The sequence below is a fragment of the Bacillus atrophaeus genome, assembly GCF_039519175.1.
GTDB lineage: Bacteria > Bacillota > Bacilli > Bacillales > Bacillaceae > Bacillus > Bacillus atrophaeus.
Window position 1 is genome coordinate 3,571,789 of the sequence record NZ_CP154443.1, and the last position, 26,031, is coordinate 3,597,819.

Here is a 26,031-nt window from a genome sequence, read left to right on the forward strand (position 1 = left end):
TCAAAAACCGCTTTGCCGACTCGCCTTTCAGGTCACGTTCTTTCATTAGAACGGTGTCCCTCTGTTCAGCACGTTACAACTTGTAATCCCCTTTTTAGCTCCCCCGGTTTATTCCTGCTGTATTTTTATTTCTCATGGTGACCAGTTTCTTCCGGCTCACAAAACTTATCCGCCCATGTTTGCATTTCTTGAAAAACAGCTTGCAGAGCTGTTCCCTTTTCGGTTAGATTATAGATCACTTTCACAGGGGTTTCCGGCAGCACCTGCCGCTCAACGATCTTCATTTGTTCAAGCTCTTTCAGCCGTTCAGCCAGCATTTTTTGGCTGATCATCGGAATCGTTTCAGTTATCTCTTTAAATCGTTTTGGGCCGTCCATTAATACATGGATGATAAGGCCATTCCATCGCTTTCCTAATAAAGAAAAAGCAGATTCCATTTTAGGGCACATTGTAAATCCCACATGTCTTCATCCTTTCATTTATTGACAAGAATTAAATGATCAATTAAAATGAGTTCTCGAGTTACATTTAGTAAGTTTCTAACTTTTCTACTATCATACCACGTTTAATTGGAGGAGGAAATACTATGACGAATACACTGGATATTTTACAACAGCGTGCATCAGTAAAAGAATACGATAAGAATGCAACAATTTCGAAAGAAGAAATGACTGAGCTATTGGAGCTTACAACGAAAGCGCCATCCGCTTGGAACCTTCAGCATTGGCATTTCACTGTGTTTCACAGCGATGAAGCAAAAGCAGCCCTATTGCCGGTAGCCTATAACCAAAAGCAAATCATCGAATCATCTGCCGTCGTTGCTGTTTTAGGCGATTTAAAAGCAAATGAAAATGGTGAAGACGTATACGGTGAATTGGCAAAGCAAGGCCTCATCACAGATGAGATTAAACAAACGCTGCTCGGCCAGATTAACGGCGCTTATCAAAATGAACAATTCGCCCGTGATTCTGCTTTCTTAAATGCTTCATTGGCTGCTATGCAGCTTATGATTGCCGCAAAAGCAAAAGGTTATGATACTTGCGCAATCGGCGGATTTAACAAAGAGCAATTTCAAGAACAATTTGACGTAAGCGACCGCTTTGTTCCGGTCATGCTGATTTCAATCGGCAAAGCAGTAAAGCCTGCTCATCAAAGCAACCGTCTGCCTGTATCAGAGGTTTCGACGTGGCTGTAAGCATCTGAAAAAAACCTTAGCCCGGCCATGCCGGACTAAGGTTTTTTTATAGAAAAGCGTCTTGGTACCACATCCGCGCCTGTTCCGCTTCCTGCTGTGTAAGCTGATGTCCTCCTTCTTGCCAATAAACAGCAGTAGAGGCTCCTGCTTCATTCAAATATTGCTGAAGTTCCTCTGTTTCTGCTCTCGTGCATAAAGGGTCATGCTTACCCGCTCCAATAAATACAGGCAATCCTTTCATATCAGGAAGTTCCAATCCGCGAATCGGAACCATCGGATGGTGAAGAATGGCTCCCTTTACTGCTCGTCCAAAGTGAAAGAGCAGGCTTGCGGCGATATTTGCACCATTTGAATATCCAGCCGCAATGACGTTATTCCGATTGAATTCAAGCGTCTCGGCTGCTTCGTCGATAAAATCCTTTAATTCTTTTGTCCGTTCAACCAAATCTTCCTCATCAAACACACCTTCACTCAGCCGTTTGAAAAAGCGAGGCATACCATGTTCAAGCACTGAGCCCCTGACACCGAGCAGATGAGCGTCCGGGTCTATGAAACGTCCGAGCGAGAGAAGGTCATGTTCATTTCCTCCGGTTCCGTGCAGCAGCAGCAGTACGTTGTCAGATGTTCCTTTTTCATAAATATATTTCATTTTAACTTTAATTTCTTCAGTTTTATTTTTGTTTATTTTTTATTTGGCTTTAAGAAATACACCGGAAAGTATCCCTCTAATATCTTATCAGTATTATCTCTCTATTTACTTGTGCATATTACTTGGATATTTAACGATTGGCCTTATCTTATCTTTCATCACAGATAAATTAGGTGAGATGTGGAGATTCAAGAAATACTCTTTAATAATATTCAAACTAATAATTTACTTGCTATTACCATATGCTATATCTCACTCTCTCTTTGTTTTAATAGCTCCTTTGATTTATTTATTATTCGAAAGCTTATTATTTATATTAAGAAAAACTTAACAACTTAATATCAAATGAAGAAATTTATATAAATAAAAAAACATACCAAATTCATTGGTATGTTTTTTCTCTTATGATCATGTTTGAGTTTTCTCACTTACTAAGCACCTACTCTGTCATCAGCAACATGGAAGGGCGCTTTTTTCTTGAAGAAGAACATAAAACCTGTGGGGATTTCTTTAAAGTTCTCCTTTTTTATAGTATTCTTCTTTTATGTTTGAAGGCACCATGTTACCACCGGTAGCCCATATTATATGTGTGCCATTAGTTAATTTTTCTTTTAAATTATGTTTTTGTAAATATTCCATCCCACTCTGATGCAATTTAATAGGTCCTACCATACCCGCCAATGCAGAAGGTTCCAAATAAATATCCTCTGTATCTGCCAGTTGCTTTAGTAATTTATACAAATGTTTATCGCTGACAGTGTAACTGCCACTTAAAAAAGGCTCTATAATCTTCCCAGCAAATTTTGAAGGTCTTCCTACAGCAAGTCCGTCTGCATCAGTTTTATTATCAATACCGATTTCTTGTACAGAAATTTGATCATGCAGTCCAGTCATTAAACCAAGTAACATACTAGGAGAATGCGTTGGCTCAGCGAAGAAACAATGAACATGATCTCTGAACATTAATTTTAAACCAAAAGCTACTCCCCCAGGACCTCCACCTACCCCACATGGAAGATAAACAAATAAGGGATGATTTTCATCAACAGTTATCTTTAATTCTTTTAATTGTTTGTCCAAGCGAGAAGCAGCAACTGAATAACCTAGGAATAAATCTTTTGAATTTTCATCATCTACAAAATAACAACTAGGATCAACCGCTGCTTGTTTTCGACCTTCTTCTACCGCCTTGCTGTAGTCAGCCTCATATTCTATTACATTTACATTTTTACTTCTTAGCAAATCCTTTTTCCACATTTTCGTTATATAATATCCTTGTCAAAGCATTACCCCTGTAGTTTCTACGATGCATCTTTAAGATAGTTTGTTTATCCCGTATATTCACCTTAAACTAAAAAGAACTTGTAGGGATTCCTACAAATTCTTTTTGTTTTTCTAGTCTAATGGAGACATAAACCTCTAAATAATTATTGACTATAAGGCGTCCCACCCCATGCCCATCAACTTAAGCATTTTATAACAACCTCAAAACGAAAAACGGTCTTCTTTCTATTTGTTAATGAGAAAAAAATGGGAAATATTTAGATGAAATACAGACTTTAAAATTAACATTCCCCAAAGAGAGTGTTTTTCTTATTAACTATATAAAGAAAGTGTTTCAACAAAATTCTTTGTTCAACTAACGGAGACTTTAGCATAAGAAGATAAGTAAATAAATCGGTTCCTAAACGTTGTATGGAACCGATTTTTCTATTCTATAATTTGCTTAACGTTGTAAATCCGCAGTTTCCTGACGCTACCCTATCCTACTAAAGGGTTTTATCGATGTTTCAAAAGACTCTTTTGAATAATTTTAATGCGACGCTACTGTACCAACTTCTCAAAAACTTCAACCTCTTCAGGTGTTCCTAAGGGAATTATATTTTCCTTAGGAATCTCGTGAATGCCAATATTTAATTTTTGAATAAATTCATTATATAAAGGTGCTATGTATATTTCTTTATATTGTTGCAATATACTGTTTTTATTTCTTTCATAGCTATTTAGAAAATATTCCCATCTCCTAAAATAATAGAGGCCTATAGAAGCGTAATTAGAAATTTTTTTCTTTTCTGCCACTTCAACTACCCTACCAAAGCTATTTAATTTTACATAACTCCAGTTATCACCACTAAAAGTTTCAAACACAGGAATAATACCATCATTATTTTTAAAATTGGTTTTTTTCAATGAATTCGGATCCACAAAAGTATCTATATTGTATATCATTACTTGTTCATCAACATTAATATAATTTTTGGCATTATAGGCAGTTTCAGCTTGTCCACAAGTAAAAGAATTTAGCTCAATAATTTTGTAATTATCTATTCCTAATAATTCACATTGTCTTTTAATAAACTTCACACAATCATGTTCTTTTACTGCCATAAAAATAAACTCATATTCAAAAAAATTCTTAAGAGAAATTATTGACCAATAAAATAAACTATTATTTTGTACATTTATCATATATTTTGGTATTGTGAATCCCTTGTTAAGGAATCTTTGTCCACGTCCAGCCATAGTAATTAATACTTTCATTGTCCCCTCCTAGTTATATATAACCTTTAGTTTCTCTAATAGCATATCAGCTTTTTTTTCAAAATTTGGATCTCTATTTAACGATGTATAATCGTATATACTAATAACTTCTATAAATACTAGTAAATAATATAAATCTTTAGATATTATCGGTAAGAAAGATACTTTTTCATATGACCATTTAAAAACATTTATTTTCTTCCTATCACATAAATCTAGTTCAAATAATTTGATAAATTCCACCCATACATTATCTAATCTAGACCGTTCAAAATCTATCAATTCAAATTTATTATTATGAAGTTTAATATTTCTAGAACCAAAATCACCGTGAATAAATTTTATACTTTCTTTATTCATAAACTCTTTATCTAAAGAGGCTAATTTATGTTTTATAACATTAAAGTGACTAGATATATGATCTATTTTATAATGGGTCTTCATATTATTTAACAGCTTATAAATTCTTTCTGAAGGAGGAGATAAGTTTATTCTGTCTTTTCTAGAAATAAAATTAGAGTGCTTGTTATGAAAGTTTGCAATTAAAGAGCCAGCCTCCTCTATAACACCTTCCTGATCGAAATCAATTTCAAAATAATTTTTAAAGGGTGTTATTAAAAAGTAAAAGGTTTGATAGTTAAAATGACAAATTAATTCCTTAGCCAAGTATTGGGTGAGGATTTTTTTTTCATTTATAAACAAAGATTGATCCCTAAATACCTTTATAAAAACTATTTTACCTGAACCCACTATACTTCCTTTAAAATGATTATTATGTGATTTATGTGGAAAAACAGTTGCTTCTATTCCATTTTCTTTCAATATTGAAGATAATAGTAAATTCATAAAAACATCCTTTTAAATTTTTTCTTTATTGCTGCTTAGAAAAAATTTTGACTCTAAAGACCCTTTTTTTAGTATAAAATTTAGTAAGGCTAACGTTCTAAATGGGATATTTAGGGTAAACCCTATTAATGTATTTTTTAATATATGTACTATTTTTCTATTCCAATTGTATTTATTAGAGTTTTCGATCCAATCGTATTTAATTTTATTAAATAAAATATTATATACAAGATATTTTAATAATAATAATGTTAAACAAATAATTAAAGCAATGATACTTTTTGTTATATATACACTTAAAAGTAAACTTACTAACAAAATCACTTCCCTCGTCACATCAAAAATTGAATATATAAACTTCATAAAATAATTCGTTTTAGTAACTTTTATTCCATTAAGCGTGAGATACTTATATTGTTCTCTAATAGAAAAAATCCCATAATAAATTCTCGTTATTTGATTAAAATAGTCCTTTAGATTATTCAAGCCAGAAACTATGGCAGGATAAGGAATTATAACCTGTTTTTTATTAAGTAAATAGAATCTATAGCCAAGTGCAATGTCATCTGAATAATCAGGAAATCCTCCTACATTTAAAAGTTCATCTACTCTAATATACATTCCTGATCCCATTAAATAAAAGATGTCTTTTTTTGATTTCTTAGAAAAGAAATTGTAACCCTCAATCCCCAATGATCTCCTGATATGCCATATAGAAAGTAAGTCAATAACCTTCGGAGTTTTAGTATTAACATTTTGAATTACATAAGGTATTTGTTGATAAACCGTAGGCATATCGCCTTTCCTATAACAAATATCATTTGCTATCCAATTTATAGTATTTTTATGGGGACGAGCATCAAAGTCGTATACACCTATATAGGTCTTTTTAGGAATTTTATTTATAGAATTTAGAGCAAAACTAAGTTTAGAAGTTTTAGTACTACTAATTGTTTCGTCAAATATAACTTTTATTGATAAATTGTTATTCTTTATAAAATCCAAACATCTTGTATAAGAATCTTCTTTAACTTTTTTACCATTACTCTCTAATTCAGTAGCTACTATTACAAAAACACTAGTATTATGAGATTTTGTGAAATTGTTAAAGTATAATAAAGTTTCTTCAATTAAATTATATTCCTTATGACATGGCAAGAAAATACTAAAATTTACATCTTCCTCTCCATATCTATAAATTTTAGTATTTTTTATTGTTTTATTAATATTAATATAATTTTTAATAGCTCCACACATTATAAGTACCTCTAAAAACAGCACTATTTTTAGAATAATAACAAATGTCAAATTATCACCTCTTAATTAATCAAGTTACCCTTATAATGATTTTGACATTAACATCGGTTAATATAATTATCTATCCCACTTATTAACAAACTAACTTACACACTTCTTTTCAAAATTTACTAAAAGTTTTTAACCATTTAATAATAAAGCTTTTTTGTTAGTAACATTAATATTACTCTTTGCAGATTTTTGTATAGCGCAAACAAATAACCATAAATTATATTTTTTATTTTGTATAAAATGGTTGACTTATCTTGGAAGGTCTATTCATATCAAAGAACCGTTCATGAATTTCGTTGTTCCATCTTACAGCTATTTCGTTTGAGTCGTAATAATAAACATGATTAAGGTAATTTGTATCTGCTGGTTTAATTGAGTTTAAAACTTCATCAGGTATTACATCTGAGAAGATACTATTAGTATAATAGAATGTAAAATAAACTTCTTTTTCAAAATTTAACTGTTGAACTAATGATAAAAAATATCTCCAATTTATGGATTTACTTTCTATTGTCCAAACTAAATCGTTAATCTTATATAGCAGAAGATCTTTATAAACGTTTAAATCTCTAAAAGAAACGGCTTCTTTATAAAAGTGTATAGATAAAAATAGCAATACATAAGACCAATTCATTGAATAAAATGTACTGTTATCATAAGGTAAACTGATTTTACTTTCTAATATATCTTCAACTAATTTCACATTTCTATTCTTAGACATGAGGTTAATAGAAAAATGCAAATCTATAATATGATGATCTAAAAATGCCTCATCAACTAACTTTACGAGCGGAATAACCTCATGCGATGTCATAGTTCTAATAACTTTTTCTTTCCTACCAACTTCAACAACGGTATTGTTTTCTTTAATAACTCCCTGTGTATATCCTAGATTCTTAAAAATGTTAATAGCCTTATCAATATGTTCTGGATGTACTAAGATGTCATTGTCATTAAAATTTCTTGCCCCTAAATCCTCATATACAAACAAAGAAAGAACTAAACCCTTTAATAATACATAAGGAATATTATTCCTAGTCAGTTCATTGCATATTGTTGCAGTGTAATCGATTTGATTACCTGCTTTTTCCTTTTGAAAAAAATAGTTTTTTTTCAAAAATTTATAGAAGTGCGGATATTTACATGTATATTTTTTTTCTAGTTCTTGCTCAATTACATACTTTTTAATTCTGTTCCATGCAATACCAGTAGTTCTATGTGTCTCCATTAGACCTATTACCTTACTCCAATCTAGATGAGAATTAAGTAGATTTTTTAGTCTATTAATTTCTTCTTCTTTTGGATTTTTTTTTACCGAGAGTATTAATAACTCTTCTTCTTTTTCCCACTTACTATTAAGCATTTTTTACCCCCTAAAAACTTAGAATTCTAAATTTACTATTCTTCTTATATGAGTTTTCGCATTATCTGCGATCTTTTTATATTTTAATGATGGGTTTGAATTATAGTATGCTATTGAACCCATACTATGCAAAACATCATAAAACTCTATTCTCTTCATAATATCTTTATCAGTTGTCTTCCCTAGATATCTTTCTAAAAAGAAAAACCATTCATTTGTTTCCTCTCGATGGAAAGTTCTACTATATAATTTAGCTAAATCAGAAACTGGATCCCCTCCACACGCTCTGTCAAAATCAATTAATGCAATATCATTATTAGGAGTAACAATGATATTTGCTGGTTTTAAGTCATGATGCATCAGTACAGGTTTTAAATCTTCACATATTAAATTATCAAGGTTTGATTTGAAGTAGCTTTCAAACTTATTAATATTTTCAATATTTAATCCTAGATCTAACACGCGCTTGTTAAATCGGTTTGTTAAGTAAATTAACCAATTATCTAATTGACTGGTTACATCAGAGTTTAAATAACCAAAATTCTCCACTTTAATACAGTGTAATTTTTGTAAAATTTCCGCTAAATTTATGAGATGAGTTTTGTTTGTTTGTTGTGCAATGATACTTTCGCCATAAATAAAGCTTAAATTAATTCTTAGATTTTTTTTATCAATATCAAGTACCTTAGGGCATTTAATAACCCCGTCACATAAATTAAGTGCATTTAGCTCACAATAAAACCTATCTGGACTTCTAAACTTCTTTTCTACAAATTGTATTGAAGATTCATAATTTATTATTTTGGTTATGTTTTCATAGTTTCCATCCATTTTAGTTATCATCTTTCAGACCGTGCACCCTTAAATTATTTAAATTTATTGCTAATTCCTTGAAATCTAAATTGTTTTTTTGTCCTACATTTCTTAACCAATCATGAGGTATATCTTCAAAGTTTATAGCTCCTAAAATAGCACATAGCATACTAGTAGTTGAATCTGAGTCCCCACCAAGATTCACAGACTTTATTGCAGATTCTTTGAATGATAGATTTAAAGATAAAAGTGAAAACACACAAGCGACCGATTCTAATGCTATAAACCCCCACTCGCCTTCATCTGTTTTATACTTATTCAATATTAAATGTTCAACATACTTTTCCGGGCCAATATCAATAGCAAATTTAATTTCTTTTAATATTGAACATGAGCATTTACTGGAATATCTTGTTTCAAATTTCCTTAACGTATTTAAAGAAAATTCTATAATTTCATTAATCGTATAACCTTCTATTGCTGCTGATACTGCAGAAGCTATTGCCACTGAACCACCTAAAGCGCCCATAGTATTATGAGTTAAAGTGGATGAATCTACTGCTAATCTCACCAATTTGTCTACTTCATGTACACTACAACATATGCCTATTGGTGCAATCCTCATGGAAGATCCATTCCCTTCTCCTCCCTCAGCAATATTATTGGGATTTGCTTTAACCCTAAATCTTCCGCACCCAGTCCCTGGTTTACAGTATCTTTCTTCTATTTTTAGCAACTCCTTTCCAAATCCCTCCCTTGAAAATCCATTAAACTTTATTAATGAGTTTGCAAGGATTAAAGTTTGTATAGTATCATCTGTCACTTCATACTTTTCCCATTTAGATTTACCTTTACCTGATCTCCTAATAGGAGTAATAAAATTTGTAATCTTTTCACCGTACATTTCAGGAATTTCTCGCGGAGAATAATGAACAGCTGGAGTTCCAAATGCATCACCAATAGCTAATCCATTTAATGTCCCTAAAATACGATAAGTATAATCATTTTTCATAGTAAGACCTCACAATAAACTATTTAGCAATAAAGTATTTCTCTATACATTCCGCTATAGCTCTCTTGTTTTCCTTTTTAATTTTTTTGTCTACATATGGATAAACCTTTTCGAAGCCAATAGAGATTGCTGCTTTTTCAAACATCGGTATATCAAATTCATTATCGCCAATTGCAATAAATTCTTTTATATTCCAATTTCTCAATGTACATAACTCATCTAATGCTATTCCTTTATTTGTTTTATGACTATGTAGCACTATAACTCTAGTTTTTTTTGTAACTTTAGCTTTAACTGAACCTTGTATTAAATTATAAATTCTATCATGATATTTTAAATTCTTATCTAAATTATATATAGTTATTTGTAACACTGAATACAAAAGGTTATTTCTTAAAAAAGTATTGTAATTAATAAAAGGACGGAAGATGTCTTTAACATTTGAGGCACAATTACTGACAAAAAGTGTCCCATTTGTCGTAACTATATAGCCACAAACAAAAGGTGTACTATTTATAATGTCCATTAGAGTTAATACATCCTCCGGTTCCATATTGTATTTTTTGTAGATTAAGTCATTTTTTGAAGTCGAGGATCTTATCATCGCACCATACGAACTAATTATAGGATTATTTAAACCAATTTTTTCAGCGATAATCTGGGCATTAGTATGAGTTCTCCCAGTTGCAAGAATTATTGGAACACCTATTTCATTTAAATACTTTATGCTACTTAAATCTTCATCCGTAATTTTATTTTTTCTCTCTCTTACAATTGTATTATCAATATCCAAAACTAACCCTTTATACATTTTCAACAAACCCTTTGTAAAATTCTGTGAACGATGGTGAATCTCTTACCATGTTGGTATATTCATAGATTGACATTCAATATACTGCCCTGTTATGTGTTTCGACTTTTCAGAAGCCAAAAATAATATTAAATCTGTACTTTCTGAGGGGTGAGGAAGCGAATTTTCTTTCATCCTCTCAACTGTGCGAGTATAACCCAGTTCAGCTTTTTGATAAGCATGCTCTTTATATAAGTCTGTATTAGCAGAAATCCCCACAGTATTTACTCTAATCTGAAAGTCTCTTAACTCACTTGCCAAGCAAAGTGAATAGTGGTGGAGTGCAGCTTTACTCACACAATAAGAACCTAATAAATTGAGCGGTTTTTTTCCACCCATTGAACCTATATTAATTATTGATCCTTTTCTTTGTTCAATAAGTTTTGGTACTAAAAGATTAATTAATTTTATATGGCCTAATAAATTCACTTGCATAACATAGCTCCAATCGCTTGGATCGAGTTCATAAATTCTTCCTACCCCCTGACTTGTAGCTGCATTATTAATTATTACATCTACCTTATGCTTACTTTTAATATTGCTTGCAAATGTATCAATAGAAGTTTCATCATTTAAGTCTATATATTCCATAGTAAGAGATTCAGCAAACTCTTCTTTTAGTGGCATTAATTTATCAAATGTTCTGGCTCCAGCTATTACAGAATAACCTTCTCTTAAAAAAGCTTTTACTAGCTCTAGTCCAAAACCTTTATTTGCACCTGTTATTACTACTGTATTTTTCACTTTTATTTACCTACTTTATCTTTATTCAAAGGGTGGCCAATTTGGTGAAGACACCTTTCAATTACGCCTAAAACTGATGAAGCCATAATTAAATTTGTCGGTGTAGTAGTATTAGATAAAATTGATTCAATAAATGAATCCCATTCCTCTGCATATCCAGCTCTTGCGTACCCCCTATATAGTCTCCCTGGATTCCATTGTAAAGAAGGGTGGTCTCTCAAAGAACCCTCGGTATTAGACCATGGTGTAACCGGTGTTATTTCAAGGTGAGTTAAGTCTTTGAGTATAGCCTGAGTTCCGTCATTTAAGTGAGCTGTAAAATTAACTTGGTATGCTGCCGATCCTCTCACAAGTGAAGCTATAGCAGTTTTACCTTCTGAATTTTTGCAAATTATTACAACCTTCTGTTTATTTTTTTCAACTTTGATTAAATCAGTCTTAATATCAGAGATATTTCCTAACCAAGAAAAAATATAATCAATTGCATGAATATACATATCGTAGAAAGCTGCTTGTACACCGTTTAGCCCCCATACTTCATCAGTCAAACCTTTAGGAAAAGTGACATCTAATAAAATCAAGTCAGGATCTCTTTCTACCGAATCAATATTTATCCAATCTTTTAATACTTTTGTTCCTGGAGTGTAACGCCATTTTGAGCCTACACATGTAGCTAAATTTTTTCTTTCAGCTTCAATTCCAATCTTTCTTAAATCCTCTTCAAAAAAGGCTGCTGGTTTTTCAACAAATACATGCAAATCTTTTTGAATTGCTTTCTCAGCAAATTTAAGATGCCCTGCTGGATCCATTGATATTACAACGGCATCAATACTTAATTCAGTGGCTTGTTCTAATAAATCTTCTGCTGATTTGAATGTCTTTATCCCCTTAATCTTTTTTGATATAGCCTCTAGTCTTTCGGGTATTATGTCTGCCGCAGCGACAATTGATGTTTTTGGATGAGCAAATATATTGGGTAATAAGCTTCTTGTTAAATGTCTTCCACACCCAATTAATGCAATATTTACATTTTCTTTTGTTAACAAATTCAAGTTAGTAACACCTCTTAATTTTTATAATTTGTTTATAATCCCTATTGCTTTTATAAAAAAAGCCAACTGCCTATCAGAATCATCATAATGCAACGGTATCATTGACAAAAATAATAATGCCTCTATTAATTCAATTTCTTTTAAATCCACATTTAATTTTTCTAAAAATTTATCGAAATTCTTATAACCCTTGAAATTTTCATCAAAAATTTCAATAGAAAAATTCCCTTTAGAATATTCTTTGACATTATATAAGCCTGCAATTATGTAATCATATTGACCGTGATATGATTGTCTAAGTTTTGCAATGTCATAACGGTAGTCTCCATAAATACTTCTTCTTCCAAACTCCCCTCTGGGATCAATAAGTTTAAAAGAAAAACTTCTTGTTGATAATAAGATATTAGAAAAACAGAGATCTCCATGAATTACTGAACAGTAATTATTAGAGTTATTCACTAGATTAGAAATTTTCTCCTCTAACTTTGGCCATTGATATTTAAAACCTTTTATCTTTTCACCATTGACAATGTAGTTCTCACTTTCAAGAAGATCTTGTCGATTCCATTTTGTCAACCTTTTAATTGTTTTATTATAATACATAGAATGAGATGTAGAAGTTATATTAAGAGTTTTTTTCTTAACCCATAGCTGATTATTAATTCGATTAATTAATTCCTCGAAAATAAAATCCCAAACATTTTCCTGAATATCCTCAAACACAAAGGTTTCCGATAAGGAAGGGTAGTCAATAAATTCTATGTAATAACTGAGATTATCTTTAGAAGTTTTCAATAATTTCGGTGTAATATTTATGCCGTTTTTTTCGGCTTCTTGGTACCAATAAATTTCATCACTTATTCCTTTATACAGACTCTTTTTTTCTATTATACTATTATCCATCAATTGTAACTTATTGAATTCTCTACTATTAAAATACTCTCTCGATGCTTTTACATAATTGAGATAATTATTAATTACTATTCCATCTTCATCAATAATCTCATTAAGCTCTTCTATCCCATTGTATTTTTCTTCCTTATAACATTTTGCCAACTCTACTAATAAATCATTGGGTTCTCTGTTATTTTTAAAATAATTAGTAATATTAATTTTATATTTTTGCCATTCAGAAATATTTATTGCTGCTATTGACTCTCGACCACTGCTTTTTGTTTCCTGAACCAGCGTTTTAATAATAAAATCAATATTTGAATTTTTTAACAGGTCAAAATTTAACAAGGAGTTCGCCTTATAAAATAGTAAGTTATCACTATTGTTTGCAAATATTTCTTGAAACATTTCATAATTATTTAAATCTTCTTTTATTATGAATCTAAATGCTATTTTAGAAGATTTAAAAAAATCATTATACAATTTTTCAATTACATACTTTTTAGCTCGTGGCAAAACTATTATGAAATTACTGTATCCTTTCTTTATTAGATTAGTAATAGAATGCATCATAATTGGTTTTCCATTGATTCTCTTTAACTCAATTATTTCTTTTTCATTTCTGAGATTTTGTGAAATTAGCAAAATTGCAGTTTTGTTTTTCATTTTACATTTAGTAGTATGAAAATTTTCAATACCACAGTACCTCCTAATTAATAGTAAAACCGTTATTATGTAATTCTTTAATTAAATCAACAAACTCATTTTTTGTTTTTTCATTCTGCACAATTTTCAAAACTAAAATATCATTAGTTAATATTGCTTTTATTTTATTATGAATAGAACTGCTTTCATCTAATTCAAACCATGGATCAAACATTTTATCCAGTTTTATCTGTTCATCGAGATGAGAAATTATATCTTCTTTATAAAGAGTTTCAATCTTTAGTGAAGAAATATTTTTATCATACTTTGGAAAAATAAGAACTTTTATTTTTGTCTTTTCAAATAACCTTTTATTAAATATTTTTGCATATTCATTAGGAGTAAATTTTATTTTCGTTTTATGAGAATCGTTTTTCATATCTAAATAGTCATTGTATTTTCTATGTATATTTTCTTCATTAAAAGGATACAATAACTGGGGATTGTTTAAAAAATATGTTTTTAAGGTCGAATTCAATTTAATAGTCGCAAATCTTACACTTACAGCTTGTGGCCATCCATAAGCATTGAGATGTTCATCTATGGAAATAATGTCGTTGGATACCAAGTTAATATTTTCTATTTCTAATAAATTACTAAGAGTTGTAGTTTTACCGGCAAATTTATTTCCTGAAACTAGAATTCCATTACCATTATAATCTACAGCTGCACTATGCAATGGTAATAATTTATTTCTATCTAACCTATATCGTGAAACATTTTTTATAAATCTATTCAACGCAAATCCCGCTATAGAGTTATTAATATTCTCACTGATAATAAAATATATTTTCTGCTCATATTTATTAACTATATAAATTACTTCACTACTATCTAATGCTTGATAAATAAAATACTCTTTAAAATTAACATGTTTAACTTTGTGTGCTTTATACTTTAAAAATGGTTTTTCGGATCCATGATTTAATAAATATTTTTCAAGTTCATTGTAGATTGAATATTCGTTAATAAATGATTTACAAAGGTATATCTTTACAGCTGTCTTGTCTTCTTTTCCAATTTTTAATAGTTTAAAGAAAGGACTATTATAACTAAAATTTTCGGATACTAATTCTTCTTCAAAACCGAATATATCAAAAACTTCATCAAATTTTTGGGTTTTAGCCAATAGAGGATAATTTGATGCTGTATCAATAACAAACTTTAAAATAGAATTTATTTTTTCCTGTGAAGCAATCTTCATTTTTTTAACTCCTCAAAGTTATCTTTTCCAAAACTATTATCTTTTATGAACTCGGCCCATCCCTTAAATTTATATGCTAAATCATCAATATATACGTCTCCATATGGTTTACCAAAAATTAATTGGTCGTACGGTATCTCGTACCTATTCAACCATTCTCTTGTTATCTTTCCAATTCTTTCTTCAACCAATTCAACATTATTTTCACATGTCTTCATGTGGCGTGCAGTAAAGATAATAATGGTATCTCCTCTATCAACCATCTTCTGTAAAGCTTCCTTAACATTTTTTTTGGGTTTAACCTCCGAATAACTTTGATTTGGTTCTTTCAAGTCACAAATTGTACCATCTAAATCAATTATGTATCTCATATTCAATCCTCCCAATTTAATTATCCTTTCAAATACTCACGTATTCTCAAAATCTCATAATTACCATTTGTATATAACCCATTAATGAGCCCTCCTTGTTTCTAATTGAAGGGACCCTACACTACAGATTCGAACACCTAGATTCATACCTAGAGGCTCCTTTTGCTTCAGTCCTTAAAGTTTTTCATTACAGGATTGCTCCTTTTTTTACTTTTAAGTAAGTATAAACTTTCTTCCAAGAAATCATTTATGGAATTTTGAAGAGTAAAAGTTGCTTTTTCTTTTAAAATTTCTAATGCATTCTCAACAGCAATCGATGTTCCGACACTTTTGAATAACTCAATATCATTTTCATCATTGCCAAAAGCAAGAATATCTTTATCATCTAAAGAAAGGAATTCTCTTAAAGTTTGTACTCCGCAAAATTTGTTTGATTGACAATATTTAATCTCGATATAATTTGTACCATTTTGCAGTTTGACCTCAAAAGGATTAACTATAGAATTTAAATGACCTATTGGTAAATCAAAATCTTTATATTTAGGCATTAAGATCAAAGTGCTAGAATTACTTTCCAACATTTTCTTTAAGTTACATTTTATATAATTGGAGTCTGTTCCAAAAGATATTGAATATAGGATTTTAAATTTACGACTACAAGTGTAAATTTCAGAACCAATATCCGATGCAAAATAAAAATTATTACTGTATTCTTTATAGATTCTATTGACTATTTCAGCACTAAAAGTCTTTTGTTTGATCATTTCTTTATTGACCGGATTATAAACTGTACTTCCATTTGCACAAACTAAAGGATATTTAAAATTAAAGTTCTTTAAGCAGCTTAGGGCTGAAGTAACATACCTTCCACTAGCAAAAGTAATTGGTATAATTTTATTAATCTCATTTAATAAGGAAATTGTGGATGAACCTAATTCTCTTTGACTTTCATTGTTGTGCAAGGTACCATCAATATCGAAAATAATTAATTTTTTATCTAAAATTACTTCTTTAACATTTGTAATTTCACTCATTTCAAATGCACCATCTCCAAATAGAAATTTTATATTTTTATAAAATTAACAACATCTCCCACAACATATCTTTTTTCAACTATGAAAGCGTTTCTTCAAGAAGTTTCAAATAGAAATTTATTAAACAAACATTAATTATTGCTTGTTGTATTCTTTATCGTACCAATCCTTCACACTTGAGAAAATCATATAACCTGAGTGGGTTAAATCATATACATTTATTTTAGTATCCTCATTATTATGATAGTCATATAACATTATAAAGAAGGTTTCTGCTAAATTCGTTATTTGATTAGGTAAATATTTAAACATTTTATTTTTAGGAAGTTTCCAAATGAAATTCCCATCCCCGTTTTCTAAAGTAGCAGTGTGAAATAATATTGGCCAAACTTGAGTGGATAAAAGTCTAATTAATCTTTCTATACGGTCTCCCCCACAATCAAGAAGACTGGAGAAACAACCTGGCACAGTCTCTAAGTTACTTAATTGGTTTTCAGCCTCATTTTTCAATTCTAAATTTGAAGCTTCCTTTATAGGAATATTACCACTTATTAATCTATAACTTCCTTGAACTAAACCAATATCATCTTGCAATTTAGAAATTGGAATTGCATCACATTGAATATAACTAAATGGTTTTATATTTATAAGTGATAGATCTTCATTTATTTTCAAATACATTTCCAGTGGTAATGTGCCGTTATTGTTAAAAATCTCATCATCCAAATATAATCTAAAATCAATGTCACTCGATTTTGCAATAGTACCGCCTTTGTGAGCCGAACCGTGTAATATTAACCCTTTGAAGTATGAGCTGGTGTGTTTAATATAAACATTAGAAATTTGATTTATTAATTCCTCGCTTATTTTAGTATTATTAATCTCTTTAGACATAATATCCTCCTCTGATAACATTGTTAAGTAGTTAAATTAATTTCAATACATCATATATCTAAAAAATATTAGAAAACGTAGACATTAGATATTTAGGTAATGTACAACCCTCCCCAACAGAGTCCCTCTAGAGTAAATTCACTTCTAGTTTTTGTAGTATATATAAGATAAAGTAAAACTGTCTTTAACAAATAGAATTTACTCAGAAGTAATAACAACTCACTTATTTTTCTTATTATATTTCAGAGTTAAATAAAGAAAGTTTTCCATTAACTTCCTTTAACCTGTTGTTATGAAACATAATTGAGGCAGATCTCAAATCTCTCAATGTCCTTTCAAAATTAATTCCTTCAATTTGCTGGTAACCAAAGTACATCCCAACTACTTCAATTATAATGTTAATAGCTTTGTAAAGGTTTTCTGAAGCTAGTATCTTTAAATTATTAATATGTAAGCTAAATTTATTCCAGTCAACGATTTTCACATCATTTTGAAGATATCTTGTATATTTTTCTATAACTGATTTTAAATATATATCAACTGTCTCTATTAACAGACGTATCTCTGATACTTTGCTTAACACTGTTTCTGAGTTTCTTTTTTCTTGGTTTCTTTTAATTATTTTTATAAATTGTTTAAAAGCTGCTTTTATTGATCCTAACCAGCTAGATGCCCACATGATATGACCTAACGGAATTGTGTAAATTTTAGCTATATCGATAAAAGGATTTATATTTAAGATTCTATCTCTGCAGAGTACACCATTAAATTCCATTGGTACACTTTGAGTACCTCGCATGCCTAAAGCTGACCACTCCCCTTTAACACTAGCTTGAATTTCTTCTTTAAAGGCGAAAACCAATACTACATCATCTTTATTTGAATTTGAAGACCTTTTCATAGTAATTAAAAAACCATCAGCAAACTGTCCCCCAGTTACAACGGGAGCTTTTCTGTTAAGGAACATATGTCCTTCATCTATATAATCAATAGCACTATTAGAAGTCAAAAGGTGTCCCCCTTTAACATATTCGGATGTAACTGAAGAAAGATATTCTTGCTTATCGATAAGCCTTTTTATAATCATATTTTTCGCCTTAGAGTCTTCGAGGTTAAATATCGTAAATATTTGCTGACAGTGCATCCCGTATATCATTGAAGTGGATAAACAATGCTTGCCTATTTCTTGAACTAATTGAGAACAATCAATAATTTTCTTAGTAATATTATTATTATTGTTAGATATTAAAGTAGTCATCAGCTTTTCTTTTTTTAATAAATTTATATTCTCAATTGGGAATTCACCACTATCTGTTCTCTGAGAATTATTTGAAATTACTTCTAATAAACCTTTTAATACTTCTGTTGTTTTTTGCATAAAAATTATACCTCGGTTGAAAGTAGTTTTTTTAATGCATCAAGCAATCTTTGACCAGTTTCGAACGTTTCTTCTGTTAACAGCTCATCTGGAAACGAAACATTAAATTGATCTTCTAACTCTAAAAGTAAATCAATAGATGCCATTGAATCCAACCCCAGATCCTTTAAGCTGGTGGTCAAATTAGCTTCTACTCCCTCAGTTATGTGATTATTGAGTATTTCTAAAAATTCACTTTCCATATTTTCTATATCCTCCCTCAATAAAGTTAATTTCCCTTCAAAATACTCACATATTCTCAAAATCTCATTGTTACCATCTAGAAAACACACCAAATTTAATGTATATTTGTTCAATATTCACAAAATATTTGTAGCATGGGATACATTCTATTAAAAATGGTTAAATTCAGGAAATAAATTTATAACTGCGCTAAGGAATCTCCACACTAATCACGTTCGCTACCCTCCTAGGTCTCTCTAGATTATATCCATACTTTCCTTAGTCCTGCGTATCATAAGGTGGAGGTTGGAAACGTTCCTACGCTGTGACTGATACCCCAATGGGAAAAATAAGTTCTAACTCCGCACTAGTTGTGTTTGTTTAAAAATAACAGTAACTTTTAAAGAATATTTGTAAAAGTGTTAAACAGCCTGTAATGTGTGGGTTTGAGGTGATTCTCTTACTAATCTTAATCCATTAAACTCACGTTTTTTTGACCAATGACAAACAACACATGCAGTAACTTACAACATAAGGAAATAGTAACTACTGTTTTCCAGTGACTTCTCATAGCACGTTGTATAGTAATGATACAAGACTTTAAACATTGAATTACGGGCCACAAGTGAACGAATAGCTGAAATATAAAGCTATTCGTAATCCATGCTTGGCCTTTAAACTTACCATAGCTGTGTTCCAATAAAGAGAGACCAGCTAAATTGACCATATATTCTATTTTCAAAGATCAAGTGTTTCCCGAACTTTATGCCTCGGGCATTTTCAGACACCCATATCATATTCAGGGAATCTTTTTGTTTCAATCCTCAAGTTTCTTCATTATTTATAGAAATACTCCTTTGAATTATATTATGATTATAAACCTTCTTTACAAATTCTTTTTCAACCACTACTTCTTTTGGAATTTCTCTACTAAGAAATCCTATTAAACTAGCAGTTAGACCGTATGCTCCAACATTAGGTATATAAACACTATCACCTCTTGTTAACGGAGGAATTTTAGTTTTTTTATTAATATAATCTAATGGTGTACACAAAGGGCCGACAACAGCAGCTTCTGTTAATGGCTGATTTAATTTATTTAAGGGAACTATGTCAAAATTGGATGATGGTAGTCTACGTAAACCACTCATCCCACCTAAATTATTTATTCCAAAATCAACTATACAGAATTTCTTTCCTTTGCTCTCTTTTAAGCTCTGTACAGTTCCAATTAGTACACCAGAAGTAGCTGTTAGATACCTACCAGATTCGAATGCAATTTGAACATCGCTACCTAATTCGCTAATAATAATGTTATTAAGAGCTTCTTTAATATTTTCATAGTCTATTAACTCCCCTAATTTACCATAGGGAGCAGAAAAACCTCCCCCGAGATCAACAAATTTTAAATTAATATTCAATTTTTTACTTACTTCTTTAATCGTAGTTATAATTGACTTAAAGTTATTTAATAACTTATCAATATTCTCAAGGTTTGAACCACTATAAATATGCAGTCCTTCTATAGATACAAATTCGCTTGTAAAAAGATTTAATTTAACATTATCTAAGTGCTCTTCATCAAATCCGAACTGTGATGACACGCCAGTCATGTTAATGCTAGCAGTAGATGCTTGTACTTTTGGGTTTATTCTTAAAGTGACTTTAACGTATGTCTTGTTAATAAGTGATAATTCATTGATAGAAAGTAATTCCTCGATTGATTCCACAGAAAAATGAGTAACCCCTCTGCTAAGGGCGTAGTTAATTTCAGAATTTGTCTTTCCCGGTCCTGTGTATAGACAATTATTAACTTGTATATTAGCCTCTAAAGCTATATCTAATTCTTTTTTAGAAGATACTTCAGCATGGCATCCTAACTCTATTAAATGTTTTACTACACTAGGATTTGGATTAGATTTTAAAGAATAAAGTAAATCGCTTCTATCTGGCAATGCGTTCCTTAATTTATTGTATGCCTCAGTTATTTTAGTTAAATCATAAACATATAGCGGGCTTCCAAAGCTTTTAACTAAATTCTTATGAAATAACATTGTTCTCACCCCTTAAATAAGTATTTATTAACTCTTTTCGGTCAATTTTCCCATTATTTGTTGTTGGAAAATTATCTATCTTTAAGACCAGCTGAGGAATTTTATAAAATTCTAACTTCTCTTTTAGTATCCCATTAATATAGGTTAAATCTTTTTGTGTTCTGACAAATAAGATAGATTTTTCTATTTCTTTAGTTGGTGGTATTAATATTGCAGTCTCAACGGAATCAATATTATTTACAGTATCCTCAATTTCCTTAATAGAAAGTCTAAACCCTTTTTGTTTAAACTGTTCATCTTTTCTACCATGAAAATATAAATAACCATCATAGTCCATATGAAAAATATCTCCCGTAAATAATGCAGTTTCATCTCCTTTTAATGATATCCAATTTTTTCTAAACCTTTGATTTGTTAAATCCACTTGGTTCCAGTACCCATTCATAACATTAGGCCCCACCACTACAAGTTCACCTTTTTCCCCTAAAGGAACTATTTCATTATTTTCATTAACTATATAACAACGGGTTCCTCCTAATGGTCTGCCGACTGAATGTGGTTTTATTTCCCAATCACTAGGACTAAGAATTGAAACCCTTTTACACTCAGTAAGACCATACATTGAATATACTTTGCAATGTGGCATTAAAGTTTTAATATTTTGAATAAGTGTATGAGGTAGATGTTCCCCCGTATTTGTAATCTTCTTTATGTTAAGAGTCTCTTTTTTAACTTCTAGAAGCTTTATTAAACCCTTAGTTAGATGAGGAACTGACGGGAATATTGTGATTTTCCTTTTGTTTAAAAAACTAAGTAAACGTATTCCTGCATCATTAGAGCTTCCTATATATAAATTTGCTCCATTGTATAAAGCTAAAAAAACTTGATAAAGTCCATAATCAAAGGAAAAAGGTAATAGACAACCAATTGTATCTAAATCATTTATCTCTAGTTCTCTTGAGATAGCTTGTACACAGAACATTACTTGGTTATGAGTAGAGACAACCGCCTTTGGTTTACCTGTACTTCCCGAGGTATAGATTAATAACACTTTATCATAATTTGAATATTCATATTTACGAAGTTTTATATCATTTAGATAATACCCGCTTTTTAAATAATATTTATACTCTTCAAGACTAATATGGACTATAGCTTTATTGTTTTCACAATTATCATTTGAAATAATTAGTGTAGGGTTACAATCTTCTATAATATAATTTAAATTATCTTTCAATGTACCTGGATTTATTATAACTGCAATTGCTCTTACAATAGAGGTAGCTAATAAGATTTGAACTAGCTCGATGCTGTTATCAACCATTATTAATACCCTATCTCCGGGTCTTACATTATAAAATTGTAAGAAAGAAGCTGTTTTTCGGGTATTTTTTCTCAAATCTTCTAAATTTACCTCGTTCTTTTCAGTTAAGAATAGGGAATTGCCTTTAGATTTTTCAAGTAGATCATGTATGAACTTCATTTTGTCACCTACTAACCATTAATTAAATATTTAGACTTGACAAAAAACAGGCACAGATTTTGCCACCACACTTTCACTCAAACTCATCTGGTGTACAATAACCCAATGTTGAATGCATCCGTCCTGCATTATAGAAGAACTCGATGTATTCAAATAACAATTTCTTAGCTTCTTCTCTTGGTTTGATACACTAGCTCACGTTAAGAATGCCGTGAAAGAATTCAGAACAAGCGTTGTCATAATAGTTTCCTTTACGACTCATCCCCCCATCCATATCGTATTTTTTAATAATCAGTAATATTCTGTGGAATCGTATTGAACTACCTCTATCTGAATGATGAATAAACACCTTTTTCTAGCTTTTAACGTTTAAACAACATCTTTAAAGCCGAGATTACTAATTCTTTTGTCATTGTTTTGTCCATATTTTACGAGAATAAAAGTCCAAGACGGTCGCTAAATATAACGAAGCATGAAGGATTGGCGTTACCAATAGCTGATTGGGCTTGCTGGCTGTAACTACCGATTTAACACGTTTTCACTGACTGGATACTGAAGCTTCGAATTTGTTGTCGCTTTGTGTTTTTGTCTGTACAAGATTTCTTCAATTTTCACGCTGCCATAACGCTGTTTATATTCTAGATGGATCTAAAGAAATTTTTTTGAGAGTGTTTCTTGTTATTTCTGCCTCTACTTTTTGGACGATGAATTCATTTGCACACCTCCTCCACTCGATATCGGAAGCGATTTTCATGAAAGAATTCATATATTACCGAGAACCTTTTACGAAGTAGTGCCTTGCCCTTCTTTTAAAATAAAATCTTCAACTAATTTAGATGCCTCTCTTTCAATATTCAAGGTTGAAGATAATATATCTTTTAAGTTAGTAAGATATGCTCGTTCTTTTTTTGATGCTCTTAACTTAAGTACTAAATTAGCTGCTATTCTAAAATTTTGATAACTATCTAAGTACAAGTCTTCAATCAATTCAATATTGTTATAATCATCTTTATATTTAGAGATAATTTTCGAATAATAGTACCTTGAATTACTCAAATTAAATAAACTTTTATATATGCCTTTTAATGGCCCTTTTTGATGAAAATGTTCTTCTAAGTATTTATCGAACCTATCAAAAGTTTTTAGACCTACCAACCGTTTGTGATTTGGTATATCTAAAAAATCCACCGTTCCTTCACCCAATATCTGGGAGTTGTTCTTAGACATAACTTTAAATAAATAATTTCTATCTAGTTTAAAGGAATATTCATCCGTACAAAAACTATGGAAAATGTATTCATTATTACCTTCAATGTCCATTCTAGTTTTCATAGCTTTTGCAATAATATCTATATCAACAAATCCAGAATATTTATAAAAATGGTCACACACAAAAAATTGCTCATTCTCCATGTGTGTAATTTCAATGTAATGTGGTCCCTTATGTTTGCAATAATACATATTAAATGGTAAATCAAAGATATCAACACGTACTAGTGTTGAACTACCAGTGTTTAAAATAAATTTTATTTTTTCTAAAAAAAGTTCAAAATTTGGTAAATTATATTCAATACTTCTTATATTAGCCGTGTTATAAAGATGTTCATACTCATTTATGTAGTGAGGAGTAAAGATTAGATTATTCTCATTCTCATAGATCGCTAACCCTGCCTGGTTCCAAATAAATTCTGATATTGGTATAACTCTTGATAAAATAGCGTTTATTGTAAGCGCTTTACAATCGAAGTTCTCCCTATAAATTACTTTTGATTTACTCAAATCGTTATACCTCCTTCATTGTAATAGAAAAAATATGTATAAATGGATTATAACCAAACTTAAGGTGATCTAATTTTAGATAAGAATTAAATGACATATGATAAAACCAAATTTTAGGTTTTATAAACTTGTTAATACCTAAATGTGAATGCATGTATTCAAAAGTTTTGAAACAAATATCACCATTATTAGATATTTCGCTATTTATGTCTGATAAGTGTAATTTTTTAGAGTAAATATTATTGTTATCCATTAGATCCACATTATGGTAATAACTACCTCCGTAACAAGTGCCAACAAAAAAAATGTCTGAGTATAAGTTTGGTCTAATTTTTATGATTTGATTATCCACTTCAAAGTTATCAAAATCATTGTTAATATTAAATACAAAAGGTATATCTTGACTATCATAAATAAAGTTCATATTCTCACGAAGAAAATCTTTTGGTATAGAGAGTCCTGCTAAAGAGTCTAGCTCTCCCTTACTTTTATCTTCATAACTAGTTATACCTTTATTATTGTTGTGTTCCTCAAGGTTTACGCAATAAAACACTATGAAATACCTCCGTATTTTTTAATTAAAAACTAAATTAAATTTGATTGATTTAGTTTTTACTAGGAAATAACGTTTACCTTTTTTATATAATTTGAATGTTATTCTGAGCCGTATAAAACACTGTTATGGAGATTTACCCTCTAACAGTGACTTGTTAAATTAACTATGTATAAAGCAAGTTTTACCATTGAAGTACTTTATCCTTCTTGCTTACTATAAGTTCCCACCAATTATGAATAGTAGGTTCCTTGGCCAGTTCTACAAAGGATAAATTAAGTCCTTTTTTATTTAGATTTCCCATAAAAGTCATAACTCTTATCGAGTCCATCCCTAATAAAAATAAGTTCTCATTATCATTAATTGACTGAAACTCATTATAACCAAGTATTTCAACAACTTGTTCACGGATGTAATCTTTAGTTAAATCATCATTCTCATTAGATAGTGCTTGTTTTACTTGCTCGGTAGTAATCGTTTTAGCGCATCTATTTGATGTATAAATTAGTGATTGTTTATGATCTTCTAAGGTAAAATCAGCAACAGCATCTCCAACGAAAAATGGTTGTATACCCTCCATAAATGCATCTGCTGCAGTTAAAAGACAGCCTATATGAGCGTAAACTCCACAAATTATTATCTGGTCACGTCCTTGTTCCTTAAAAATGTCTAATAGGTCATTTTTTTTAAAAGCACTGTACCTCCATTTAGTTAATAAAATATCATCTTTTTCAGGAGTCAAACTGCTAATAATCCTTTGCTTATTACCTTCTTGGGGAATTCCCATTCCCCAAAAGTCTTCTAACAACGCTCTCTGGTGAGAAGTTTGACCTTCAGGTTGAGCAGAATAAATAATTGGGATTCCAAGCTCCTTACACGTACTTTTTAGTATATTTATATTCTTCACAAGAGTTTTTATTAAAAGTGAGTCTTCTTCATAAGCGTCAATAAAATACTCTTGCATGTCATGAATCAGTAAAATCGCACGTTTTTTATCAACATTCCATTTTACTTTATTAGTTGGTAAATCATTTTTTGTTGGCATTAAATAGTCTTTAATAGTTGGTAAAGTCATTATAAATTCTCC

The 26,031-nt window shown here is 30.3% G+C and carries 25 protein-coding genes and 1 pseudogene; 1 reads left to right on the plus strand and 25 read right to left on the minus strand.

What is annotated here, in order from left to right; translation table 11 throughout:
- Nucleotides 1-125: 125 nt before the first annotated feature.
- A complete protein-coding gene (locus tag AAHT65_RS17740) occupies nucleotides 126-461 on the minus strand; it encodes a winged helix-turn-helix transcriptional regulator (protein ID WP_010788946.1) in 336 nt (111 codons plus the stop codon).
- Nucleotides 462-586: 125 nt separating this feature from the next.
- Here AAHT65_RS17740 and AAHT65_RS17745 point away from each other — a divergent pair, with 125 nt between their 5' ends.
- The gene (locus tag AAHT65_RS17745; protein WP_010788947.1) at nucleotides 587-1,195 is read left to right on the plus strand and encodes a nitroreductase family protein; all 609 of its coding nucleotides are present in this window, start codon (nucleotides 587-589) and stop codon (nucleotides 1,193-1,195) included.
- Between the two features lie 46 nt (nucleotides 1,196-1,241).
- Here the strand turns inward: AAHT65_RS17745 and AAHT65_RS17750 are convergent, their stop codons facing one another.
- The 24 genes and pseudogenes from AAHT65_RS17750 to AAHT65_RS17865 all read right to left on the minus strand — a co-directional run bounded on the left by AAHT65_RS17750 (nucleotide 1,242) and on the right by AAHT65_RS17865 (nucleotide 26,019).
- A complete protein-coding gene (locus tag AAHT65_RS17750) occupies nucleotides 1,242-1,844 on the minus strand; it encodes an alpha/beta hydrolase (protein WP_343310605.1) in 603 nt (200 codons plus the stop codon).
- A 510-nt stretch (nucleotides 1,845-2,354) separates the two neighbouring features.
- Nucleotides 2,355-3,104: pseudogene (locus tag AAHT65_RS17755) on the minus strand (D-serine ammonia-lyase); the annotation flags it as partial.
- 564 nt (nucleotides 3,105-3,668) lie between these two features.
- Nucleotides 3,669-4,385 carry a sugar phosphate nucleotidyltransferase gene (locus tag AAHT65_RS17760; protein WP_343310606.1) on the minus strand — a complete coding sequence of 239 codons (717 nt, stop codon included), beginning with the start codon at nucleotides 4,383-4,385 and terminating at the stop codon, nucleotides 3,669-3,671.
- 9 nt (nucleotides 4,386-4,394) lie between these two features.
- Entirely contained in the window at nucleotides 4,395-5,231 is an 837-nt protein-coding gene (locus AAHT65_RS17765; protein ID WP_214918978.1) for a hypothetical protein, read from the minus strand.
- A gap of 12 nt (nucleotides 5,232-5,243) precedes the next feature.
- Nucleotides 5,244-6,539, minus strand: coding sequence for a glycosyltransferase family 2 protein (locus tag AAHT65_RS17770; protein WP_214918976.1), 1,296 nt, complete (start codon nucleotides 6,537-6,539; stop codon nucleotides 5,244-5,246).
- A gap of 226 nt (nucleotides 6,540-6,765) precedes the next feature.
- A complete protein-coding gene (locus AAHT65_RS17775; RefSeq protein WP_343310607.1) occupies nucleotides 6,766-7,902 on the minus strand; it encodes a nucleotidyltransferase family protein in 1,137 nt (378 codons plus the stop codon).
- A gap of 18 nt (nucleotides 7,903-7,920) precedes the next feature.
- Complete coding sequence (locus AAHT65_RS17780; protein ID WP_187294106.1) at nucleotides 7,921-8,733, minus strand: aminoglycoside phosphotransferase family protein; 813 nt, start codon at nucleotides 8,731-8,733, stop codon at nucleotides 7,921-7,923.
- A 1-nt stretch (nucleotide 8,734) separates the two neighbouring features.
- Nucleotides 8,735-9,727, minus strand: coding sequence for an ADP-ribosylglycohydrolase family protein (locus AAHT65_RS17785; protein ID WP_214918971.1), 993 nt, complete (start codon nucleotides 9,725-9,727; stop codon nucleotides 8,735-8,737).
- Nucleotides 9,728-9,746: 19 nt separating this feature from the next.
- A complete protein-coding gene (locus AAHT65_RS17790) occupies nucleotides 9,747-10,538 on the minus strand; it encodes an HAD-IIB family hydrolase (RefSeq protein ID WP_044796688.1) in 792 nt (263 codons plus the stop codon).
- 45 nt (nucleotides 10,539-10,583) lie between these two features.
- Nucleotides 10,584-11,321 (minus strand): SDR family oxidoreductase, encoded by a 738-nt coding sequence (locus tag AAHT65_RS17795; protein ID WP_214918969.1) that lies wholly within the window; start codon nucleotides 11,319-11,321, stop codon nucleotides 10,584-10,586.
- A 2-nt stretch (nucleotides 11,322-11,323) separates the two neighbouring features.
- Nucleotides 11,324-12,373 carry a Gfo/Idh/MocA family protein gene (locus AAHT65_RS17800; protein ID WP_214918968.1) on the minus strand — a complete coding sequence of 350 codons (1,050 nt, stop codon included), beginning with the start codon at nucleotides 12,371-12,373 and terminating at the stop codon, nucleotides 11,324-11,326.
- Between the two features lie 21 nt (nucleotides 12,374-12,394).
- Nucleotides 12,395-13,840, minus strand: coding sequence for a hypothetical protein (locus AAHT65_RS17805; protein ID WP_343310608.1), 1,446 nt, complete (start codon nucleotides 13,838-13,840; stop codon nucleotides 12,395-12,397).
- A 136-nt stretch (nucleotides 13,841-13,976) separates the two neighbouring features.
- A complete protein-coding gene (locus tag AAHT65_RS17810; RefSeq protein WP_214918964.1) occupies nucleotides 13,977-15,176 on the minus strand; it encodes a hypothetical protein in 1,200 nt (399 codons plus the stop codon).
- On the minus strand, nucleotides 15,173-15,547 hold the full coding sequence (locus tag AAHT65_RS17815; RefSeq protein ID WP_214918962.1) for an HAD hydrolase family protein: 375 nt from the start codon (nucleotides 15,545-15,547) through the stop codon (nucleotides 15,173-15,175). Before AAHT65_RS17815 ends, AAHT65_RS17810 begins: the two co-directional genes overlap by 4 nt.
- A 167-nt stretch (nucleotides 15,548-15,714) precedes the next feature.
- Nucleotides 15,715-16,581 carry an HAD family hydrolase gene (locus AAHT65_RS17820; protein ID WP_343310609.1) on the minus strand — a complete coding sequence of 289 codons (867 nt, stop codon included), beginning with the start codon at nucleotides 16,579-16,581 and terminating at the stop codon, nucleotides 15,715-15,717.
- Nucleotides 16,582-16,716: 135 nt separating this feature from the next.
- Nucleotides 16,717-17,475 carry a hypothetical protein gene (locus AAHT65_RS17825; RefSeq protein WP_214918957.1) on the minus strand — a complete coding sequence of 253 codons (759 nt, stop codon included), beginning with the start codon at nucleotides 17,473-17,475 and terminating at the stop codon, nucleotides 16,717-16,719.
- 235 nt (nucleotides 17,476-17,710) lie between these two features.
- Complete coding sequence (locus AAHT65_RS17830; protein ID WP_343310610.1) at nucleotides 17,711-18,853, minus strand: acyl-CoA dehydrogenase family protein; 1,143 nt, start codon at nucleotides 18,851-18,853, stop codon at nucleotides 17,711-17,713.
- A 5-nt stretch (nucleotides 18,854-18,858) separates the two neighbouring features.
- Nucleotides 18,859-19,095, minus strand: coding sequence for a phosphopantetheine-binding protein (locus AAHT65_RS17835; RefSeq protein WP_343310611.1), 237 nt, complete (start codon nucleotides 19,093-19,095; stop codon nucleotides 18,859-18,861).
- A gap of 804 nt (nucleotides 19,096-19,899) precedes the next feature.
- Nucleotides 19,900-21,129 carry a decarboxylase gene (locus AAHT65_RS17845; protein ID WP_343310612.1) on the minus strand — a complete coding sequence of 410 codons (1,230 nt, stop codon included), beginning with the start codon at nucleotides 21,127-21,129 and terminating at the stop codon, nucleotides 19,900-19,902.
- Nucleotides 21,116-22,612 carry a class I adenylate-forming enzyme family protein gene (locus AAHT65_RS17850; protein WP_343310613.1) on the minus strand — a complete coding sequence of 499 codons (1,497 nt, stop codon included), beginning with the start codon at nucleotides 22,610-22,612 and terminating at the stop codon, nucleotides 21,116-21,118. Before AAHT65_RS17850 ends, AAHT65_RS17845 begins: the two co-directional genes overlap by 14 nt.
- 73 nt (nucleotides 22,613-22,685) lie before the next feature.
- Nucleotides 22,686-22,799, minus strand: a complete 114-nt coding sequence (locus tag AAHT65_RS21710; RefSeq protein WP_214919000.1) for an IS3 family transposase — start codon at nucleotides 22,797-22,799, stop codon at nucleotides 22,686-22,688.
- Nucleotides 22,800-23,395: 596 nt separating this feature from the next.
- The gene (locus tag AAHT65_RS17855; RefSeq protein ID WP_153599093.1) at nucleotides 23,396-24,391 is read right to left on the minus strand and encodes a hypothetical protein; all 996 of its coding nucleotides are present in this window, start codon (nucleotides 24,389-24,391) and stop codon (nucleotides 23,396-23,398) included.
- 4 nt (nucleotides 24,392-24,395) lie between these two features.
- On the minus strand, nucleotides 24,396-24,944 hold the full coding sequence (locus tag AAHT65_RS17860) for a hypothetical protein (RefSeq protein WP_214918944.1): 549 nt from the start codon (nucleotides 24,942-24,944) through the stop codon (nucleotides 24,396-24,398).
- Between the two features lie 184 nt (nucleotides 24,945-25,128).
- The gene (locus AAHT65_RS17865; RefSeq protein WP_214918942.1) at nucleotides 25,129-26,019 is read right to left on the minus strand and encodes an isochorismatase family protein; all 891 of its coding nucleotides are present in this window, start codon (nucleotides 26,017-26,019) and stop codon (nucleotides 25,129-25,131) included.
- Between the last annotated feature and the right edge of the window lie 12 nt (nucleotides 26,020-26,031).

What these genes read in the sequence shown, in the direction of transcription:
- AAHT65_RS17745 (WP_010788947.1), top strand. Translation starts at nt 587, where the DNA reads ATGACGAATACACTGGATATTTTACAACAGCGTGCATCAGTAAAAGAA.
- AAHT65_RS17750 (WP_343310605.1), bottom strand. Translation starts at nt 1,844, where the DNA reads ATGAAATATATTTATGAAAAAGGAACATCTGACAACGTACTGCTGCTG.
- AAHT65_RS17760 (WP_343310606.1), bottom strand. Translation starts at nt 4,385, where the DNA reads ATGAAAGTATTAATTACTATGGCTGGACGTGGACAAAGATTCCTTAAC.
- AAHT65_RS17765 (WP_214918978.1), bottom strand. Translation starts at nt 5,231, where the DNA reads ATGAATTTACTATTATCTTCAATATTGAAAGAAAATGGAATAGAAGCA.
- AAHT65_RS17775 (WP_343310607.1), bottom strand. Translation starts at nt 7,902, where the DNA reads ATGCTTAATAGTAAGTGGGAAAAAGAAGAAGAGTTATTAATACTCTCG.
- AAHT65_RS17780 (WP_187294106.1), bottom strand. Translation starts at nt 8,733, where the DNA reads ATGGATGGAAACTATGAAAACATAACCAAAATAATAAATTATGAATCT.
- AAHT65_RS17785 (WP_214918971.1), bottom strand. Translation starts at nt 9,727, where the DNA reads ATGAAAAATGATTATACTTATCGTATTTTAGGGACATTAAATGGATTA.
- AAHT65_RS17790 (WP_044796688.1), bottom strand. Translation starts at nt 10,538, where the DNA reads ATGTATAAAGGGTTAGTTTTGGATATTGATAATACAATTGTAAGAGAG.
- AAHT65_RS17805 (WP_343310608.1), bottom strand. Translation starts at nt 13,840, where the DNA reads ATGATGCATTCTATTACTAATCTAATAAAGAAAGGATACAGTAATTTC.
- AAHT65_RS17810 (WP_214918964.1), bottom strand. Translation starts at nt 15,176, where the DNA reads ATGAAGATTGCTTCACAGGAAAAAATAAATTCTATTTTAAAGTTTGTT.
- AAHT65_RS17815 (WP_214918962.1), bottom strand. Translation starts at nt 15,547, where the DNA reads ATGAGATACATAATTGATTTAGATGGTACAATTTGTGACTTGAAAGAA.
- AAHT65_RS17820 (WP_343310609.1), bottom strand. Translation starts at nt 16,581, where the DNA reads ATGAGTGAAATTACAAATGTTAAAGAAGTAATTTTAGATAAAAAATTA.
- AAHT65_RS17825 (WP_214918957.1), bottom strand. Translation starts at nt 17,475, where the DNA reads ATGTCTAAAGAGATTAATAATACTAAAATAAGCGAGGAATTAATAAAT.
- AAHT65_RS17830 (WP_343310610.1), bottom strand. Translation starts at nt 18,853, where the DNA reads ATGCAAAAAACAACAGAAGTATTAAAAGGTTTATTAGAAGTAATTTCA.
- AAHT65_RS17835 (WP_343310611.1), bottom strand. Translation starts at nt 19,095, where the DNA reads ATGGAAAGTGAATTTTTAGAAATACTCAATAATCACATAACTGAGGGA.
- AAHT65_RS17845 (WP_343310612.1), bottom strand. Translation starts at nt 21,129, where the DNA reads ATGTTATTTCATAAGAATTTAGTTAAAAGCTTTGGAAGCCCGCTATAT.
- AAHT65_RS17850 (WP_343310613.1), bottom strand. Translation starts at nt 22,612, where the DNA reads ATGAAGTTCATACATGATCTACTTGAAAAATCTAAAGGCAATTCCCTA.
- AAHT65_RS17865 (WP_214918942.1), bottom strand. Translation starts at nt 26,019, where the DNA reads ATGACTTTACCAACTATTAAAGACTATTTAATGCCAACAAAAAATGAT.